Annotated in this window: 17 protein-coding genes; 9 read left to right on the top strand and 8 right to left on the bottom strand. The window is 48.1% G+C overall.

What is annotated here, in order from left to right; all coding sequences use genetic code 11:
• Nucleotides 1-94: 94 nt before the first annotated feature.
• From truA to I2I11_RS07715, 3 genes are all read right to left on the bottom strand, one after another.
• Nucleotides 95-835 carry a tRNA pseudouridine(38-40) synthase TruA gene (gene truA, locus I2I11_RS07725; protein ID WP_196267102.1) on the bottom strand — a complete coding sequence of 247 codons (741 nt, stop codon included), beginning with the start codon at nt 833-835 and terminating at the stop codon, nt 95-97.
• A gap of 73 nt (nt 836-908) precedes the next feature.
• A complete protein-coding gene (locus tag I2I11_RS07720) occupies nt 909-1466 on the bottom strand; it encodes a GAF domain-containing protein (protein ID WP_196267101.1) in 558 nt (185 codons plus the stop codon).
• 202 nt (nt 1467-1668) lie between these two features.
• Nucleotides 1669-2868, bottom strand: a complete 1200-nt coding sequence (locus tag I2I11_RS07715; RefSeq protein WP_196267100.1) for an acetyl-CoA C-acyltransferase — start codon at nt 2866-2868, stop codon at nt 1669-1671.
• 64 nt (nt 2869-2932) lie between these two features.
• Between I2I11_RS07715 and I2I11_RS07710 the strand changes: the two genes are divergently transcribed.
• Nucleotides 2933-3436, top strand: a complete 504-nt coding sequence (locus I2I11_RS07710; protein WP_196267099.1) for a DUF4293 domain-containing protein — start codon at nt 2933-2935, stop codon at nt 3434-3436.
• Between the two features lie 513 nt (nt 3437-3949).
• On the opposite strand, the gene I2I11_RS07705 is transcribed toward I2I11_RS07710, so the two are convergent.
• Both I2I11_RS07705 and I2I11_RS07700 read right to left on the bottom strand, forming a co-directional pair.
• The gene (locus tag I2I11_RS07705) at nt 3950-4699 is read right to left on the bottom strand and encodes a proline and serine-rich protein 1 family protein (protein ID WP_196267098.1); all 750 of its coding nucleotides are present in this window, start codon (nt 4697-4699) and stop codon (nt 3950-3952) included.
• A gap of 77 nt (nt 4700-4776) precedes the next feature.
• Nucleotides 4777-5946, bottom strand: a complete 1170-nt coding sequence (locus tag I2I11_RS07700; RefSeq protein WP_196267097.1) for an AIR synthase related protein — start codon at nt 5944-5946, stop codon at nt 4777-4779.
• Between the two features lie 348 nt (nt 5947-6294).
• Here I2I11_RS07700 and I2I11_RS07695 point away from each other — a divergent pair, with 348 nt between their 5' ends.
• The 8 genes from I2I11_RS07695 (at nt 6295) to I2I11_RS07660 (ending at nt 13252) form a co-directional block, all read left to right on the top strand.
• Nucleotides 6295-7035, top strand: coding sequence for a hypothetical protein (locus I2I11_RS07695; RefSeq protein ID WP_196267096.1), 741 nt, complete (start codon nt 6295-6297; stop codon nt 7033-7035).
• Nucleotides 7036-7178: 143 nt separating this feature from the next.
• The gene (locus I2I11_RS07690; RefSeq protein WP_196267095.1) at nt 7179-7649 is read left to right on the top strand and encodes a hypothetical protein; all 471 of its coding nucleotides are present in this window, start codon (nt 7179-7181) and stop codon (nt 7647-7649) included.
• A gap of 83 nt (nt 7650-7732) precedes the next feature.
• Entirely contained in the window at nt 7733-8608 is an 876-nt protein-coding gene (locus I2I11_RS07685) for an alpha/beta hydrolase (RefSeq protein WP_230679962.1), read from the top strand.
• A 94-nt stretch (nt 8609-8702) separates the two neighbouring features.
• Nucleotides 8703-9269 carry a DUF4256 domain-containing protein gene (locus I2I11_RS07680; protein WP_196267178.1) on the top strand — a complete coding sequence of 189 codons (567 nt, stop codon included), beginning with the start codon at nt 8703-8705 and terminating at the stop codon, nt 9267-9269.
• Between the two features lie 314 nt (nt 9270-9583).
• Nucleotides 9584-10018 carry a DoxX family protein gene (locus I2I11_RS07675; protein WP_196267094.1) on the top strand — a complete coding sequence of 145 codons (435 nt, stop codon included), beginning with the start codon at nt 9584-9586 and terminating at the stop codon, nt 10016-10018.
• A gap of 103 nt (nt 10019-10121) precedes the next feature.
• Nucleotides 10122-10556: an SRPBCC family protein gene (locus tag I2I11_RS07670; RefSeq protein ID WP_196267093.1), complete on the top strand. Its 435-nt coding sequence runs from the start codon at nt 10122-10124 to the stop codon at nt 10554-10556.
• Entirely contained in the window at nt 10553-10975 is a 423-nt protein-coding gene (locus I2I11_RS07665) for a VOC family protein (RefSeq protein WP_196267092.1), read from the top strand. The genes I2I11_RS07670 and I2I11_RS07665 overlap by 4 nt, the downstream gene beginning before the upstream one ends.
• A gap of 789 nt (nt 10976-11764) precedes the next feature.
• Nucleotides 11765-13252 carry a PQQ-dependent sugar dehydrogenase gene (locus tag I2I11_RS07660; protein WP_196267091.1) on the top strand — a complete coding sequence of 496 codons (1488 nt, stop codon included), beginning with the start codon at nt 11765-11767 and terminating at the stop codon, nt 13250-13252.
• Nucleotides 13253-13384: 132 nt separating this feature from the next.
• Here the strand turns inward: I2I11_RS07660 and I2I11_RS07655 are convergent, their stop codons facing one another.
• From I2I11_RS07655 to I2I11_RS07645, 3 genes are all read right to left on the bottom strand, one after another.
• The gene (locus tag I2I11_RS07655) at nt 13385-15340 is read right to left on the bottom strand and encodes a CHU_0125 family OmpA-like outer membrane integrity protein (protein WP_196267090.1); all 1956 of its coding nucleotides are present in this window, start codon (nt 15338-15340) and stop codon (nt 13385-13387) included.
• A 39-nt stretch (nt 15341-15379) separates the two neighbouring features.
• Nucleotides 15380-15862 carry a hypothetical protein gene (locus tag I2I11_RS07650; RefSeq protein ID WP_196267089.1) on the bottom strand — a complete coding sequence of 161 codons (483 nt, stop codon included), beginning with the start codon at nt 15860-15862 and terminating at the stop codon, nt 15380-15382.
• Nucleotides 15863-16152: 290 nt separating this feature from the next.
• On the bottom strand, nt 16153-16935 hold the full coding sequence (locus tag I2I11_RS07645) for a (Fe-S)-binding protein (protein WP_196267177.1): 783 nt from the start codon (nt 16933-16935) through the stop codon (nt 16153-16155).
• Nucleotides 16936-17013 lie beyond the last annotated feature (78 nt).

Below are 17013 nucleotides of genomic sequence, written 5' to 3'. Positions count from 1 at the left end.
AGGCTTCACAGTGTCTGCCGGACCTGTGAGCGTCTTACCTGCTACACGGCGTTTTCAAAACCTATACTTTATACTTCCTGCCTATTCTGAAATCCTAAGCATCCTGGTCAGGATACTCCACTTTCGCCAGGAACAAGCCCTCCGCAGGCGCTGCGCCGCTGGCTTTGCTGCGATCCTGGCCGGCTATAATCTGTTCAAAAGCCTTTACCGTCAGCTTGCCTTTGCCCACATCTGCCAGCGTGCCCACCACCAGGCGCACCATGCCCCGCAAAAAACGGTTGGCCCGTATGGTAAAAATCAGCTCCTCTCCCTCCTGCCGCCACCCGGCTTCATACATGGTGCAGCGGTAATGGTTGGTGTCGCCTTTTACTTTGCTGAACGTGGTGAAATCCTCATACTTTAAAAGTATGGCCGCGGCCTCATTCATTTTCTGCACATCCAGCGCACGACTGTGATACCAGGCATAATAGCGTTTAAACGGGTTCCGGGTGAGGGTGATGTGGTAATGGTAGGTGCGGGCAATGGCATCGAAGCGCGCGTGGGCTTCTTCTGAAACCTGGTATAAATTTAAGGCAGCGATATCATCAGGCAGAATGCGGTTGAGGCGGAAAACAACCTGCTGCACTTCCAGGGCCTGCACCGCATCGAAATGCACGAACTGCTGGCTGGCGTGAACGCCGGTATCGGTGCGGCCGCTACCTGTGGTGCTGATTGGCTGCCGCAGTACTTTGCTCAGGCAATCGTCCAGCACCGCCTGCACGGCCAGGGCATTAGGCTGCGCCTGCCACCCGTGATAGTTGGTGCCGTCGTAGGCTATTTCCAGAAAATAACGCATGGGGCAAAGGTAAAAATAAAACCCGCAAGCACAGTGTGGCTGCGGGCTCTAAAGCTTTTATAAATAAACCTGCCTATGCTGCCGAACCTTCCTGGCTGGTTTTGCGCTTCAGGTATCTTAGTTCGATTTCATCCATCACTATAGATGCCAGGTTAGCCAGCATTTTCTGATCGCTTTCTGCAAACTCCCGCGGCGTTTTATCTACCACACAGATAGTACCAATATTCAGCCCGTCGGAGGTTACAAGCGGCGCGCCGGCATAAAACCGCAGTCCAAAGTTACCTGACACAAGCGGATTGGCCAGCAGACAGGGTTCATTCGTCGCATCTTCAAAAATGGTCATGTCATTGCTTAGGACGGCCAGCGAACATAAACTTTCTCCGCGAGGCACACTTTCGACTCCTTCCATACCGATGTTCGCCTTAAACCACACCCGATCCACATCAACCAGTGATATCAGCGCAATGGGTACCTGAAACATATGCGTGGCCATGGCTGCAATATGGTTAAAGGCTCCCTCACGCGGGGTATCCAGTATATCGTATTCTCTTAATCTCTGTACTCTTAATTCTTCATTATCAGGTATTATGTCGATCCCAATAAACGTATTATCTGTTTTCTTATCCTCCACGCGCTTCAGTTTATATAATTAAAAGGCTTTTGCAAACCTCCAGCCAATCCCAGAAGCCTTTTAACCTCCTGATGGTTCCTTAATATCCGTGCTGTTCTTTCCTATATACTCAGATACTGCGCAGATGGATTTCTTATTTTTGATGACAATGCATCTTTCTTTCAGCATGAGCCTGCACCTGTGAGATCGCTGCCGCTACGCTTTATACTTGCTCATAAATCACCGCCACGCCCTGGCCTACGCCTACGCACATGGTGGCCAGGCCATACTTCACGTTGCCACGACGCTTCATTTCGTGCAGCAGGGTAGCCGAGATGCGGGTGCCGCTGGCCCCGAGTGGGTGCCCGATGGCAATGGAGCCGCCATTTACGTTTACTTTCGCCGGGTCGAGGTTTAACTCCCGCATACAGGCAACAGCCTGAGAGGCGAAAGCTTCATTCAGTTCGATCAAATCCAGATCGTTTATACTTAGGCCTGCTCTTTTCAGGGCTTTCTGCGTGGCAGGCACCGGGCCCATCCCCATGTGTGCCGGATCTACGCCGGCTACAGCTGCCGCTACCACGCGCGCCATTGGCGTAAGATTATAGCGTTTCAGCACCTCCTCACTTACAATGATAGAAGCCGCCGCACCGTCGTTGATGCCGGAAGAGTTGCCTGCCGTTACCGAACCGCCCTGCTTAAAGGCCGGAGCCAGCGAAGCCAGTTTCTCAACGGAAGACAAGCGCGGATGCTCATCTGTATCAAATATAAAGTCGTCGCCTTTGCGCTGCGGAACAGATACAGGTATGATTTCATCCTTAAACTTACCGGCTTCAGCGGCAGCTTTATACTTTAGCTGCGAACGGTGGGCAAACTCATCCTGCGTTTCACGTGAAATATGGTAACGCTCCGCTACGTTTTCTGCGGTTTCGCCCATCGCAAACGGGTAATGCAGTTTAGATAATTTTTCGTTGATGAAGCGCCAGCCAATGGTGGTATCGTAGATTTCGGCGGTGCGGCCAAAAGCAGTTTCCGACTTGCCCATCACAAAAGGCGCACGCGTCATACTTTCTACGCCGCCGGCCAGGTATACTTCGCCGTCGCCGCACGTAATAGCACGGGAAGCATCGATGATGGCCTGCAACCCCGAAGCACACAGGCGGTTTACGGTTATGCCGCCAACCGCCTGCGGAAGCCCTGCCAGCAGCACCGCCATACGCGCCACATTGCGGTTATCTTCCCCGGCCTGGTTGGCTGCGCCCAGCACCACATCCTCTACCAGCGCCGGGTCCAGCTTCGGGTTTCGGGCTACAATCTCTTTAAGTACCAGCGCCGCCATATCATCGGGGCGCACCGTGCTGAGGCTGCCACCGAATTTGCCAACCGGCGTGCGGAGGATATCCACTACATAAGCTGTGTACATCTGTTTTTTGTTTACAGGTCTTTGTCTACTTTTGCACTTCCTTGCAAGTTAAATCAACCTTTATATGATACAAAGAATTCAATCCGTATTTCTGCTGCTGCTGGCCCTGGCGATGGTAGCCATGTTGTTTCTGCCGCTCTGGTCCAAAACCGATGCCACCACCGGCGAAACCGTGGTGCTGACCGCCTGGAACCTGAAATCGCACTTCCTGAATGAGCAGGGCGAGATTGCAACGGCAGGTAACGTGCCGCCGCTCAGAAATACGCTGGCTATCGGGATGCTGGCTATTGCAGCGGCCGTCATCGCGCTATACGAAATCTTCCAGTACAAAAAGCGCCTGAACCAGATGAAACTGGGCCTGATGAACACGCTGGTGATTGCGGCCTTGCTGGGCACCTCTTTTTACTATGCTGCCTATGTGGGCACTGATATGGTAACGGCCAATGGCAATGGCGCCTACGAAGCCGGATTTTACATGCCGATGCTGGCACTGCTGCTCAATGCCCTGGCCAACCGCTTTATTAAGCGCGACGAGGATTTGGTAAGGTCTGTAGACAGGCTGCGCTAGGTTAATTCGCTAATTTTTTTATGTGCTGATGAATTGATGTGCTATCTTTTTGGAAATATAGCTGAGCAGGAATACACAACAGCTTAAGAAAAGCAAAAGCCTCTGAATATTTCCAGAGGCTTTTGCTTTTCTTACTTTGTGTGGGTTTAACCGATCCTTATTCTCCCGCATTTTCCTTCCTCAGGATTATACTTTGAAGAGTTACAGGCAGCGACAGCACGTATCGAAAATAATGATGAAACCGCGCCTCCTTGAAAAAGCTACCAGTAGGATACAAGTATAAAATAAACATGTTCATACTTCAGGTTTCAACCTGAAGTAGAAATGCTTCAAATTTTCAACTGGCGAATCTATACAAGATGACGCACGCCAGTTAAAAACTGGTCTCATAATAGCTCCAAGTCACAGACTTGAAGCATTACATAAAAGTGTATCCTGGAATTTAACCGGTATTCTTTGCTAATGTTTTTCCGGCAAATTGCGGCCCCATCTATGGCACATCAGCACATTAACTTACCTGCGTCCGCTATACCTTTCCAGTTCCTGCACGCTGCTGTCGTAGCGGAAGAGGTCGTAGATGTAGTAGAAGTGTTCTTTGTCGCAGACGTACTCGTAAGCAAATTTGGCGAATTCTACCTGCATGCTTTCGTAGTCAAACTGCTGCAGCAGGCGTTTCAGGTCTTCGGCCCGTATGCTGCCACTGCTCACCGCATCGCGGGCAATGCTGAGCTTGGTGTTTTCAAAATCACGGCTATCCATGGTTTGCAGCAGGCGATCCACTTCCCGCGAACTCATCAGGTTGCGGCAGTAAGCATCGTCATTATCATGGCGTGGCGCTGGATCATAGCGGTCGTGGCGGCCATAGTCTCTGTCGTGGCGGTCCGGGTAGCGCGGCATCGGCGGTGCAGGCCTGACCACAACAGGCGGCACTAAGGGCACTTCGCGGAGCAGGCGCAGGTACGCTTTGCCGCTCCGGCCGAGGGTGCGCACGCCATACATCACTTCTGCACCAACAGGCACAAATACCTCCTGCCCCAACTTATACATCCCGTGCCGGCTCCGCACTTTCAGCTCTACATAATGTTTGCCGGGCCGCAGGTTATCCAGGCGCACCAGTTTAGAGGCCGTATAGTTGATGGTCCGGCCGTTGACTTTTGCCACAAACGCTTCGCCCCGTTCGGCGGTAAGCGTAAGCACAGAAGCTTGTGCCAGCACCGGCAAAACCAGCAGCACAAGCAGGAGCGGAAGTAGATACTTTTTCATCGGAAGTATAGGTTTTAGCTTATACTTACATGAAGCCAATTATTGTGCCAGATCTGAAGAGCGTTATGTGTGGCTATCTATCCCTGGTAATAAAATTCGCCGTGGCGGCTCTTTATGGTTAGTTCGTTGCTGTTGCTTGCTTCTACACGGCCGATTATCTGTGCATCCACACCGAACGATTCAGAAATTAAAATCAGGTTCTGCGCGTATTGCTCCGGCAGGTAAATCTCCAGGCGGTGGCCCATGTTAAAGACTTTGTACATCTCTTTCCAGTCGGTGTGGCTTTGCTCCTGTATAATGCGGAACAGTGGTGGCACCGGAAACAGGTTGTCCTTGATGATGTGTACCTTGTCGGTAAAGTGCAGCACTTTGGTTTGGGCGCCGCCGCTGCAGTGCACCATGCCGTGGATGTGCGGACGGTGCTGGTTCAGAATCTCTTTTACGATGGGCGCATAGGTGCGCGTGGGCGAGAGCACCAGTTTGCCCATCTCCAGGCCGGTTTCCGGCTCCACATCTGTTAGTTTATAGTTGCCGGAATATACCAAGTCAGCGGGCAGTTCGGGGTCGTAGCTTTCGGGGTAAGAGGCGGAAAGGTATTTATGGAACACGTCGTGGCGGGCGGAGGTGAGGCCGTTGCTGCCCATGCCGCCGTTGTATTCGTCTTCATACTTTGCCTGCCCCGAAGAGGCAAATCCCACAATTACGTCGCCGGGCCGAATCTTATCATTTGAGATAACTTCGTCGCGCCGCATGCGGGCGGTTACGGTGCTGTCGACAATGATGGTGCGCACCAGATCGCCGACGTCAGCTGTTTCGCCGCCGGTGCTGTAAATACCTACGCCGTTGTCGCGGAGCATCTGCAGCACTTCTTCAGTGCCGTTGATGATGGCCGCAATCACCTCGCCGGGTACCAGATTCTTGTTGCGCCCGATGGTAGACGAAAGCAGGATATTATCGGTAGCGCCCACGCACAGCAGATCATCGGTGTTCATCACTACGGCGTCCTGGGCAATGCCTTTCCACACGTTCAGGTCGCCGGTTTCTTTCCAGTACATATAAGCCAGCGAAGACTTGGTGCCCGCGCCATCAGCATGCATTAAGGCACAGTAATCCGGGTCGCCGGTAAGCATATCGGGAATTATTTTGCAGAACGCTTTCGGAAAAAGCCCTTTGTCGATGTTCCGGATGGCGTTGTGCACATCTTCTTTGGAGGCCGATACGCCGCGGCGCAAGTATCTGTTTTCCATAGCTGGGAGGGGTTTGCCTGCAAATTTAAGAAAGGCATCGGGAATAGCGGCAGCCTGAAGTATAAAATCCGTATCAGAAGTATAATCCGGGCATAGCCTTCTATTAAGGATTTGGTACATTATAAAACCCATCTACCTGATATAAGACGGAAATTAGTACCTGACTACGGAAATTAAGGTCACTTATTCTGATACTTTAAAATTGAAGGAAATCACCTATAAGCTATTCATACCATAGGACATATATAGTATATTTGTTAATTCATCTACGTTAATCCATCTATATTAGGTAGGCTAAACGTACTTTATTACGTTTAGCAATAAGTTAGCAAGCATACAAAAAAACATATGAAACAAAATATTTTACTTTTAATTGTTCTGCTATTAGGATTTAACAAAATCTCATACTCACAAGAATTCAATAAACACCTTAATACCGATTCCCTTTTTCAAGTTATTCTAAAAGAAATACCTAAAGAAAAACGCGATGAGTTTAAAAAGACCTATGAAGAAGGAGATGAACAGTCTAAAGAATTCCTTTTATTTATGCTTTCAATGCCAAAAAGCAGTAAAAAAGGACTAATTGAGAACTATAAAAAACATTCAGTCGAGATAGAGAAGCTTAAAAAAGAATATTCAAAACTTGTTCCTGATAGTTTGATTATTTCAATTGAATTTAATGCAGAAAATAAAATCATTAGCACACCTGAAAGTATTGATTTGAAAGTTTATCGAAAGAATTCAAATGGACAAAATTCAGTAATAGAACAAGGATGGAATCTGAATAGGGACTCTGAAGAACTATCTAAAATGCTTCGATTAATTGATTGGAATCAAAACACATTAACTGAAATAAAAGCATTATTGGACTCAGCAAATTGTATTTCCATAGAAAATGGGGAAAATACTTCTATTGGCTTTGCAAGGAGTGGAATGGGTAAGTACTTTTATTTAGTATTTAACGACAATCTAGCAAAAAATGAAATTGAGAAATTTAACGACGGATGTGCTTATATTTTTTACAAAAACAACATTGTTTTAGAATATGGCGGTGGAGCTGTCGGCCCACAATGCTTTCCAGATGAATAAAATACTCCTGCTAATATGACAGCGACTGAATCACTAAATTCAAGGTTTTAGGCTCCTAGCCAGGTCCGTCAGGAGCAGACAGGAAGGTGCTCCGAAAACCGCCACAAGTCATATGCAAAGACGTTATCTAAAATAGTTGTAAGATGAGAAATCTATACCTATTGCTATTCCTATCTATTCTCTCTTGTCAGCAGAACGAACAGCAAAAAGGCGAAGTAGATGATTTTAATTTTAAAGTAAAAGACATAAGACCAAGTGGTCCATTACCCACAGGTCCATACCTTTTAGCTTTACATGAGAATAACAAACTAAATAACGGTGACTGGTATAGAGCAAAAGTGTTTTTAAAGAACTATGCATTCCCTCCTGAATATTCTGATAGTACAGTCATAAAATTTTTGCAGGATAGTGCTACTATCGAAGATATTTTGGAGAAGGGAATAAATGCTATAGTTAGAAATGACACAGGGTACGTTAAGTTTAAAGCTTATCAACCTAATCTTGGAAAAGGAGATTCTGTACTGAAGAGATGGGAAGCCGTTTTCATTAACCCTTCAATGCCAGAAAACCCAATTTACACTGTACAATCAGAATATATGATATACGGAAGGTAGAACAACTATAGATGACGACACCTATAAGTTAGCTACACTACCTTATAGCCGCCAACCGTTAGCGGCCACTGTAAAACGATACCATGCAGACAAGCCAAATGAAGCAACTACTGACAGTATTATTCCTTACTTTTTCCACCATATCGGTCTATGGGCAAAAAGCTAAACAAGGAGAAGGCAGCAGGCCCTTTATACTTGGAGAAATTCACGAGCTGCAATCAAAAGTATTAGGCGAGAAGAGGACTTTGAATGTTTACCTCCCGGACGGTTACAACCCAAATGACAGCATAAAATACCCGGTCATATATTTACTGGACGGGTCGGCTGACGAAGATTTTGTTCATATCGTAGGGCTTGTGCAATACAACAGTTTTGAATGGATCAACATCATACCTAAATCAATTGTAGTTGGCATTGCTACAGTGGACAGAAGAAGAGATTTTACTTTCCCAACAACTATAGCAGCAGACCAAAAACGATATCCTACCACAGGACATTCAGATAAATTTATCTCCTTTTTAGCAACAGAACTACAACCTTTCATCGAAAAGAAATTTAAAACGACACAATCTAAAACCCTTATCGGACAGTCATTAGGCGGGCTCCTGGCAACAGAAATATTGTTTAAGAATCCTACCCTTTTCAATAAGTACATTATCGTAAGTCCGAGTTTATGGTGGGACAATGGCGCTTTATTAAACAAGAACTCAGAAATACTGCAAGTTACTTTTAAGCAACCAACAGACATTTACATAGGTGTCGGGAAGGAAGGACTTACGCCAACGACTATCCCACGCGTGATGGAAGTAGATGCAAACGTGCTGGCAGACAAAATTAAAGCGACAAAAAGTAAAACTGTACAGGTGGTGTTCGACTATCTGCCACAGGAAGACCACGCCACCATCATGCACCAGGCCGTTTCAAATGCTTTCAGACAATTTAAAACGCTAAAGGAATAACGCCTGCTGTTTTGCTTTGCACTTTTGAAAAATTCTGGCAAGTTTACGTTTGATGCACCTATTCAACCGAGATAATAAAAAAAGTATGAGCAACATGGATAGCCATAAAAAAGAGTTAACACCGGAACAACGTGAAGAACTACTCAGCATATTAAAAGCCCGTTTTGAGAAAAACAAAAGCCGCCATAAAGGGCTTGAATGGGCTAAAGTACAGGCAAAACTGGACGCTAATACGGAGAAATTGTGGTCGCTCAATGAAATGGAAAGAACCGGCGGTGAACCGGATGTTGTTGGCCAGGATAAAAAGACGGGCGAATACATTTTTTATGATTGCACAGCAGAAAGCCCTAAAAGCCGCAGAAGTATTTGTTACGACCATGAAGCGCTGGAAGCGAGGAAAGCGAATAAACCGGAAAATAGCGCTATTCAGATGGCTACCGACATGGGCATTGAAATTTTGACCGAAGAGCAATACCGGGAGCTGCAGACCCTTGGCAACTTCGATACGAAAACATCTACCTGGGTGAAAACGCCTGCCGACGTTAGAAAGCTGGGCGGTGCCCTCTTTTGTGATCGCCGCTATAACAAAGTCTTCCTGTATCACAATGGCGCAGAATCTTACTATGCCGCCAGAGGATTCCGTGGTTCGCTGAGAGTCTGAAAATGCATGCAGCAAATTCTCAACGGAAAAGGATTAAATGATCATCATATCCTTTTCCGTTGAGAAAATAAATCCATTAATATCCTGCCTCACCTCGTGTTACATTGCGCCAAATGTACCTCCTGGTTACAATAAGATCCATGGTAAAAATCCCTGTACGCGGGTAGCCATGGGCCGTCCGTTGTACACAAGAAAAGGCAAACGCCTCCTGTAGTTTTATTTTGTCGCAAATGCCCCTTTAGAATGTCCTGATCACACCTTATGATAGTCCGGTGAATAAGCTTACTTTGTGTCAACCAAATACTTCAGGAGATATGACAACAGCTAAAACAACTAAAATTGTTTACTGGACAACAACAGGAATAATATTTCTGTTTGAAGGCGTTATGCCCGCCTTAACATCCCATACTGATCTTGCTGTAGAAGGCATCCGGCACTTGGGCTACCCGGACTACTTCAGGGTAATGCTGACGGTTTTTAAAGTTACAGGCGCTTTGGCTTTGGTGCTGCCATTTGTAGGAGGACGGTTTAAGGAATGGGCTTATGCAGGTTTCGGCATAACCATGATCGCTGCCTTTGTCAGCCATTGGGCAGTAGACGGGTTTCATGGCCAGACACTTTCTCCCCTGTTCGTCCTTGCTATTCTTGTTACTTCCTATATTTATTACCACAAGCTCTGTAAGTTGCCCCGCAGTCGTAATCAGCATGTAAAGCGTGGTGATTATGTGATTTCAAGTATGCCTCAATAGCCCCAGGACTCTGGCAAACGCCTCTCACCTCATTTACACAAATAGCTTAGCGGTTATACGATGATAGTATGCCGGCTTTACTGACTATAAAAGAGAAACAATAATGGACACAATAGAAAAAACCAAAATCACAGTAGAGGCAACCATCAATGCGCCTATTGATAAAGTATGGGAATACTGGACAAAGCCCGAACATATAACCCAATGGTATCAGGCATCCGAAGACTGGCATGCGCCCTATGCTGAAAACGACTTGCAGGAGAACAGGAAGTTTAAAACTACTATGGCAGCAAAAGATGGTAGCCTTCGTTTCGATTTCGAAGGCGTTTACACTAAGCTCCAGCCTCATAAGCTTATCGAATACACCCTCAACGACGGCAGGCAAGTGCGCATCTTATTCTCAGGGGATGACAGCCAAACAAAAGTTATCGAGACCTTTGAGGCAGAAGATACGCATCCGCTTGAAATGCAGCAAAGTGGCTGGCAGGCAATCCTGAACAGCTTTAAAAATTACGCAGAGAAAAATAACACCTTATGATAAAGCCAATTTACCCGTGCCTGTGGTTTGATGGACAAGCCCGGGAAGCAGCAGAATTTTATTGCTCCGTCTTCAAGAATTCAAAGATCATGGCAGATAACCCCATGGTGGTAACGTTTGAACTCAACGGCACAAAGTTTATGGCCCTGAATGGCGGCCCTCATTTTAAGTTTAACGAGGCTGTGTCATTTGTTGTAGACTGTGAAACGCAGGATGAAATAGACTACTACTGGAGCAAACTAACAGAAGGCGGGCAGGAAAGCAGGTGTGGCTGGCTAAAAGATAAGTATGGCGTGTCGTGGCAGATTGTTCCGACAGCTTTAGGACAACTACTAAGCGACCCTGCCAGAGCAGAGCGGGTTACCAAAGCTTTTATGCAAATGAAAAAGTTTGACATCGAAAAACTTAAACAGGCATAAACGCATTTCAACGGTTGTAAATACCCTGGCTGCTACCAGCAGTGTTGTTGGTGTAGTCTTTAACGCTGCGCCTTTCATACATCGGAGTTGGCTTTCTCATGCAGAAATACCGTTTCCATATTAAAGAAGCTATAATGATTCTGAAACCGGCTTTCCTGCTGATGTTTCAGCGGTTGTTTTGCCTTAATGCTAAGATCCAGGCCAGCCCTGACAGGCGATAACACCGGCAAGGGCTGGCCTGGCTACCTGCTATCCGTTTCTCCACATCAGAGCTCCCCGGCAAATTATACGCGGCGCTGGAGCCAGGCAGCGGCAGGACAAAGTATAAATCTCTGTTAAAAGCCAGTTGCTTTGCAGACGAAAAGCATTCAGCAAATCATACGTATTGCCCCTTTCTCCAAAAACCTTTTTACAAACACTGCGCGGTAGCAGACCAAAGCTATACTTCGCCTGCCTTTCTGAACTTCCTCTCCATTACAATGCGCCGCTATCAATAAACCCGATTGTATATTAATAAAAGTCATACCATAGAATGAGGTACATCATTTTCTAAGTGTTAGCGTTACTATACTTTTACCTTAAATTATAGTATGAATTAAGTAGGGTTAAAAAATGTACTACCTATAGTTAAATCAGGTTTTAGGCTGCCCCCCTGTTCTGCCTTTTATAAATTCGTGCTTGTCAGGCTCCGGGCTTTTGCCGGAAGGCAGGACAACCTTAAACTACAAGGCTTATTTTTAACCTGGCGGACATCAAAGGCCCCAACAGGTTTAATCTTATTGGATCACCATGATATCAAAAGCAATAAAACTGTTTATTCTGCTTGCAGTACTGGGTGCAGGCGCTCTTCTGGCAAGCCATTTTGCCCATCAGCATCCGCTCACCAGGATAAAACAGGTTACGAAGCTCGCTCTAAGGCAATTTGAATGGATAACGCATGTCTCTTTGGCGAACGCTGTACAGGGCGAAATAAAGTTTGAGAAGATAGCGCTCCCTAACACAGCCGACAAGCATACCAGCCTGGCCATGGGTCCGGATGGGAAGCTATACGCCAGCACAATGGACGGACGGATCAAACGCTTTGCTCTCAGGGCGGATGGAACCCTGGATGATCCCGAGGTAATTTATACCCTGCAGGATGCTTCCGGGCAACGGGTTCCTCGACTTATCATCGGCCTCGCCTTCGACCCTGCTGCTACTGCCGACAGCCTTGTTGTATGGGTAACGCACAGCGCTTCTGTACTTAATGACGGCCCCGACTGGGATGGCAAACTAACCCGCCTGAGTGGCCCCCACCTGGAGGTGCTGCAGGATGTGCTCATCCACCTGCCCAGATCAGTAAATGATCACCTAAGCAACAGCATTGCCTTTGGTCCTGATAGCGCCCTATACTTTGTGCAGGGCAGCAATACGGCAATGGGCGCACCCGATGAAACCTGGGGATACCGCGAAGAACATTTACTATCTGCCGCGGTGCTTCGTCTGGATCTGTCGAAGTATAAATCAACGCTGCCCCTTGATGTAAAAACTGCGGAAGGAGGTACTTACAATCCTTACGCTGCCGATGCGCCGCTGACCATCTTTGCTTCCGGCATTCGTAATGGCTATGATTTGTTGTGGCACAGCAATGGCGAACTGTACGTACCCAACAACGGCTCTGCACCCGGTGGCAACACTCCCGCCTCTGTACCAGGTACCCGCAGACCCGACGGAAGCACGTATAAAGGTCCGAAGGTGCCGGCTATGTCTGATGTACGGTTGGATGAAAAAGATCATTTGTACAGAGTGGAGAAAGGCGGCTATTATGGACATCCAAACCCGGCACGCGGCGAATATGTGATGCAGGGCGGCAATCCTACTTTGCAGAACGATCCGGCTCAAGTAGAATCTTATCCGGCAGGTACTTTGCCTGACCCTAACTGGCGGGGCTCTGCCTTTGAATTTTCGGCCCATAACTCCCCGAACGGCATTATTGAGTACCACGGAAACGCCTTTAACAGTGAGCTAAAAGGAAAAATCATGGTAGCCCGGCTGGTTTACAACAGCGACATCCTGATTCTGGAGCCAGGCGGAAGCAAAAAGGATATCATCCGGGAAACTGCAGGCGCCACAATTCCCGGTCTTGGAAAATTCCTGATGCCCCTGGACCTGACAGAAGATGTAAATACCGGCAACATTTATGTAGCTGAGTTCGGCGGCAACAACGGCCGCATCGTTTTACTCCGGCCTGTTTCAGAGAATGCGCAGCCACTTCTGGTGCATAAGAAGCATAACTGAGGGATAAGTAGTTACAGCCTTCTGATTGTTTCTGCCGGTGTAAACCAAGATTATCAGCATACTCCCTTTAAAGCAGCGTGGCACAAGATTAAACTTGTGCCACGCTATTTATTTTATTTCTCTTAACAGTTCCTACTCCTCCACTCGCACAACCTTAAACTCGGTGCGCCGGTTGCGCTGGTGCTCTTCCTCGGTTGTAGCATTAGGCACCACCAGGCGGCTTTCGCCATAACCTTTTGCCGTGATGCGCGATGGGTCAATGCCTTTGGAGATAATGTATTCCACAGCAGATTCGGCGCGGCGCTGTGAGAGATCCTGGTTGTAGGTATCACTGCCACGGGCATCGGTATGGGAACTCAGCTCAATGGAAATTTTTGGGTTATCCTGAAGTATCTGCACCAGTTTATCCAGTTCCACAGCGGCATCCGGGCGAATGTTGGCTTTGTCGTAGTCGTAGAAGATGTTCTCCAGCACAATAGCTTTATCTTCCACAATTTCGTTCAGCACCAGTATAGCCGTCAGGCGCACCTCATTTTTCCCTTCGTGGAGTTCGCTCAGCGGAGGTGTCTTCCCTACGGTGGTTACGCTCTGGCGGGCAGTAAAGAAGCCCGGCTTCTCAGCAATAACTGAGTAGGCAGTGGCCGAGTCGAGAACGAAGCTGAATTTGCCTCTGGAGTTGGTTACAACGCCATCAATACGCTTGCCCTGATCATTCAGCAGCACAACAGGGCGATCTGGCACTGCAGTGCGCTGGCTGTCGCCCTCCTGCACCTGGTATAGCGTGCCATCCAGCACAAACACGACCTGCTTGCGCTGTGGCTTCCCGAAGTAGTATAAGTCGTCGTTGCCCCTGCCCCCTTCGCGGTTTGAGGAAAAGTAGCCGGAGGTGGTATCCTGCGGGAATATCCCGAAGTCATCGCCGGGCGAGTTGATAGGCTGCCCCATGTTTACGGGCTTGCCGTTTTCCACGCGGAACAAGTCCAGGTTACCCAAGCCCGGCAATCCGTCCGAAGCAATGTATAAAGTGCCATCCGGCCCTACAGACACGAAACTTTCGTTGCCCGTCGTGTTTATATCGGGGCCAAGGTTTTCCGGGTCCGAAAAGTGGCCATTACCATCCATGGTGGATTTATAAATATCATTTCCCCCTAGCCCGCCTTTGCGGCTGGAGGAAAAGTATAAAGTTTTACCGTTGGGTGAGAAAGCCGGTGAAGAGTCCCATGCTTCGGGATCGTTTATATTAAGCAGTTTGGGTTCTGACCAGGTACCGTTGCGGTTCAGCGACAGGAACAGGTCTACATTCTGCCGGCCTTTTTTGGTGCCTTCGTTGCCGCGTGCAAATACCATGGTGTTGCCATCGTTGGCAAAAGTAGCCAGAGCATCGTGCAGGCCTTCCACATTTATACCTTTAAACTCATGCACTGCCACGCCTGTTGCGGCAGAATCTGTGAGCGAGGCAGCATTATCCGTTACAGTAGCAGCGAAAACATCCAGGAACCCTTCGCCATTCCCTAAATATTGCTTTCCGCCGCCGCGTGTAGAGGAAAATACCAGTGCGTTGTCCCGCACGTAGGGGGCAAATTCTGAGGCCTGTGTGTTGAGGGCCGCCAGGTTGTATACTTCATACTTCTGGTTGCTGTTTAGGATATTGCTGATGGTGCCGGCATTCTCCACTTCTTTGGCCGCCAACGCCTTTAACTGCGGATTGGTGCCCACGCGCGCGTAATCCCGGAATTCGTTCAACGCCTCCTCATACTGCCCGTTAGCTTTCAGGGCCTGGCCATAGTAGAAGTAAGTATCTTCCCGCTTAAAGCCGCCATCCAGGGCAGCTTTATAGTAGGGTGCGGCTTGTGCTATGCGGTTGGAGCGGCGGTAAGCTTCTGCAATTCTAAAATTTATTTCGCCGGAACCGCCATCTTTGGCCAGCGCCTGCTTATAATATTCTATGGCTGCCTGGTACTGTTCCTGCGCAAAGCGTTTATCGCCTTTGCTCAGGTACCTGCCTGTGCCGCAGGCGCCAAGCAGCAGCACAAGCAGCAACAATAGGCTGATGGACTTCAGTTTATGGGTGATGGGCTTCTGTAGCATCTGATGTATGAACAAGTATAAGTATAGTATGTAGCCGGATCAGAAATACCTGGAAAGCCAGCTTTGGCTGGCAGGCCGCGGCCATGCCCCCTGCAGCTCCCCGTACTGCTGTATTAACGTATCGAAGTATAAGGTGTTCTTATCTATTTTACCTGTCGCCACGCTGTTTTTCAGTTCCTGCATCGCAACCATTTCTACCCGTCCTTCTTTCAGAAAAGCGAGCCGGGTGCGGTCGAAGAAAGAAACCTGCAGTTGTTGCTCCAGTTCGCGTACAAAATGCACCGATTTATCGATGGAGCAGCCGCTGGCGGAAGTAGCGCTCTCGTTGCTGGCCAGCACCAGAAACTGGTTGTGCAGCAGTTCTGCCGAAGCTTCCAACTCTTTGCCGTGGCTGCTCCACTCTTCTGCAAAACGTTGCAGAACAGGTTTTATTTCAGCTTGTTCTGCTTCAGTCAGCGGCCGGCCGGCCTGGTAAATCCAGAGGCGTGCGTGCGGTGGCAATTTGTCGAACGGAATATACATGGTGTTGGTTAATTGCTGAATGTTAGACGGTTGGATTGTTAAATTGCTTAATGGTTGAACTGTTTGATGGTTAAAGGCTGAATGGCGGTCTTCTCCATATTGTGCATTACCTCTGGCCACCTTTGCTCCTAAATTAAGTTATGGTTGCGGCCAATGTATAAGTATAAACCTGAGATACTGTTTCATTTTACCCGCCCGCTGGTGCGAGCTTGCAGCTCGTACCTTCATCTGCAGAATAAGTATGAGGCAAGCCCGCTCCAGCATAGTAAGCCCTTAGCAATCAGCAACAATCATTTACTCAAGCCTTCGGCTTGTGCAATCAGTTCTGCTATATCGAAAACTTTTACGTTTTCTTCCTGCTCCTTGTTCTTCACGCCATCGCTCATCATCACCATACAAAACGGGCAGGCAGTGGCTATTACGCTGTTGCCTGTACCCAGGGTAGCCAGTGCTTCTTCTGTACGCTCTATATTGATGTCTTTTCGGCCGGGTTCCGGCTCTTTCCACATCTGGGCACCCCCGGCGCCGCAGCAAAGGCCATTGGCGCGGCTGCGCTTCATCTCCACCAAATCGGCATCCAGGGCTGCCAGCACCTCGCGGGGCGCTTCGTAAATATCATTGGCTCGGCCCAGGTAGCAGGAGTCGTGATATGTGATGCGCTTGCCTTTAAAAGCCTCGCCACCCTGCACGTGTACTTTGCCCTCGTTTATCAGTTGCTGCAGAAAAGTGGAGTGGTGGATAACCTCATAGTTTCCGCCCAAATCCGGGTACTCGTTTTTGATGGTGTTAAAGCAGTGCGGGCAGGCGGTTACGATCTTTTTCACATTATAGGCATTCAGCACCTCGATGTTGGTAAGCGCCTGCATCTGGAACAGGAACTCGTTGCCAGCACGTTTTGCCGGATCGCCGGTGCAGCTTTCCTCCGTGCCGAGCACCGCATATTTTACCTCTACGTGCTCCAGTATCTGTACAAAGGCGCGTGTTACTCTTTTATAGCGGTCGTCGAAAGCGCCGGCACAACCCACCCAGAACAAAATTTCCGGTTCCTCGCCGTTGGCCGCCATCTGCGCCATCGTCGGCACTTTCACTAATCTTTTATTTTCTTCCATTTGTTTTTGAGTAGGCCACAAGTAGCAAGGCATAAGATGCAA

This window comes from Pontibacter rufus (genome assembly GCF_015694705.1).
Taxonomy (GTDB): Bacteria; Bacteroidota; Bacteroidia; order Cytophagales; family Hymenobacteraceae; genus Pontibacter; species Pontibacter rufus.
Note: the sequence above shows the minus strand (reverse complement) of the source record. Positions and strands in the feature narration are given on the sequence as shown.

Excerpts from the sequence above, each read along its gene's own strand:
- I2I11_RS07665 (WP_196267092.1), top strand. The coding sequence starts at position 10,553 with ATGATAAAGCCAATTTACCCGTGCCTGTGGTTTGATGGACAAGCCCGG.
- I2I11_RS07670 (WP_196267093.1), top strand. The coding sequence starts at position 10,122 with ATGGACACAATAGAAAAAACCAAAATCACAGTAGAGGCAACCATCAAT.
- I2I11_RS07705 (WP_196267098.1), bottom strand. The coding sequence starts at position 4,699 with ATGAAAAAGTATCTACTTCCGCTCCTGCTTGTGCTGCTGGTTTTGCCG.
- I2I11_RS07685 (WP_230679962.1), top strand. The coding sequence starts at position 7,733 with ATGCAGACAAGCCAAATGAAGCAACTACTGACAGTATTATTCCTTACT.
- I2I11_RS07715 (WP_196267100.1), bottom strand. The coding sequence starts at position 2,868 with ATGTACACAGCTTATGTAGTGGATATCCTCCGCACGCCGGTTGGCAAA.
- I2I11_RS07680 (WP_196267178.1), top strand. The coding sequence starts at position 8,703 with ATGGATAGCCATAAAAAAGAGTTAACACCGGAACAACGTGAAGAACTA.
- truA (WP_196267102.1), bottom strand. The coding sequence starts at position 835 with ATGCGTTATTTTCTGGAAATAGCCTACGACGGCACCAACTATCACGGG.
- I2I11_RS07660 (WP_196267091.1), top strand. The coding sequence starts at position 11,765 with ATGATATCAAAAGCAATAAAACTGTTTATTCTGCTTGCAGTACTGGGT.
- I2I11_RS07700 (WP_196267097.1), bottom strand. The coding sequence starts at position 5,946 with ATGGAAAACAGATACTTGCGCCGCGGCGTATCGGCCTCCAAAGAAGAT.
- I2I11_RS07710 (WP_196267099.1), top strand. The coding sequence starts at position 2,933 with ATGATACAAAGAATTCAATCCGTATTTCTGCTGCTGCTGGCCCTGGCG.
- I2I11_RS07655 (WP_196267090.1), bottom strand. The coding sequence starts at position 15,340 with ATGCTACAGAAGCCCATCACCCATAAACTGAAGTCCATCAGCCTATTG.
- I2I11_RS07645 (WP_196267177.1), bottom strand. The coding sequence starts at position 16,935 with ATGGCGCAGATGGCGGCCAACGGCGAGGAACCGGAAATTTTGTTCTGG.
- I2I11_RS07690 (WP_196267095.1), top strand. The coding sequence starts at position 7,179 with ATGAGAAATCTATACCTATTGCTATTCCTATCTATTCTCTCTTGTCAG.
- I2I11_RS07650 (WP_196267089.1), bottom strand. The coding sequence starts at position 15,862 with ATGTATATTCCGTTCGACAAATTGCCACCGCACGCACGCCTCTGGATT.
- I2I11_RS07695 (WP_196267096.1), top strand. The coding sequence starts at position 6,295 with ATGAAACAAAATATTTTACTTTTAATTGTTCTGCTATTAGGATTTAAC.
- I2I11_RS07675 (WP_196267094.1), top strand. The coding sequence starts at position 9,584 with ATGACAACAGCTAAAACAACTAAAATTGTTTACTGGACAACAACAGGA.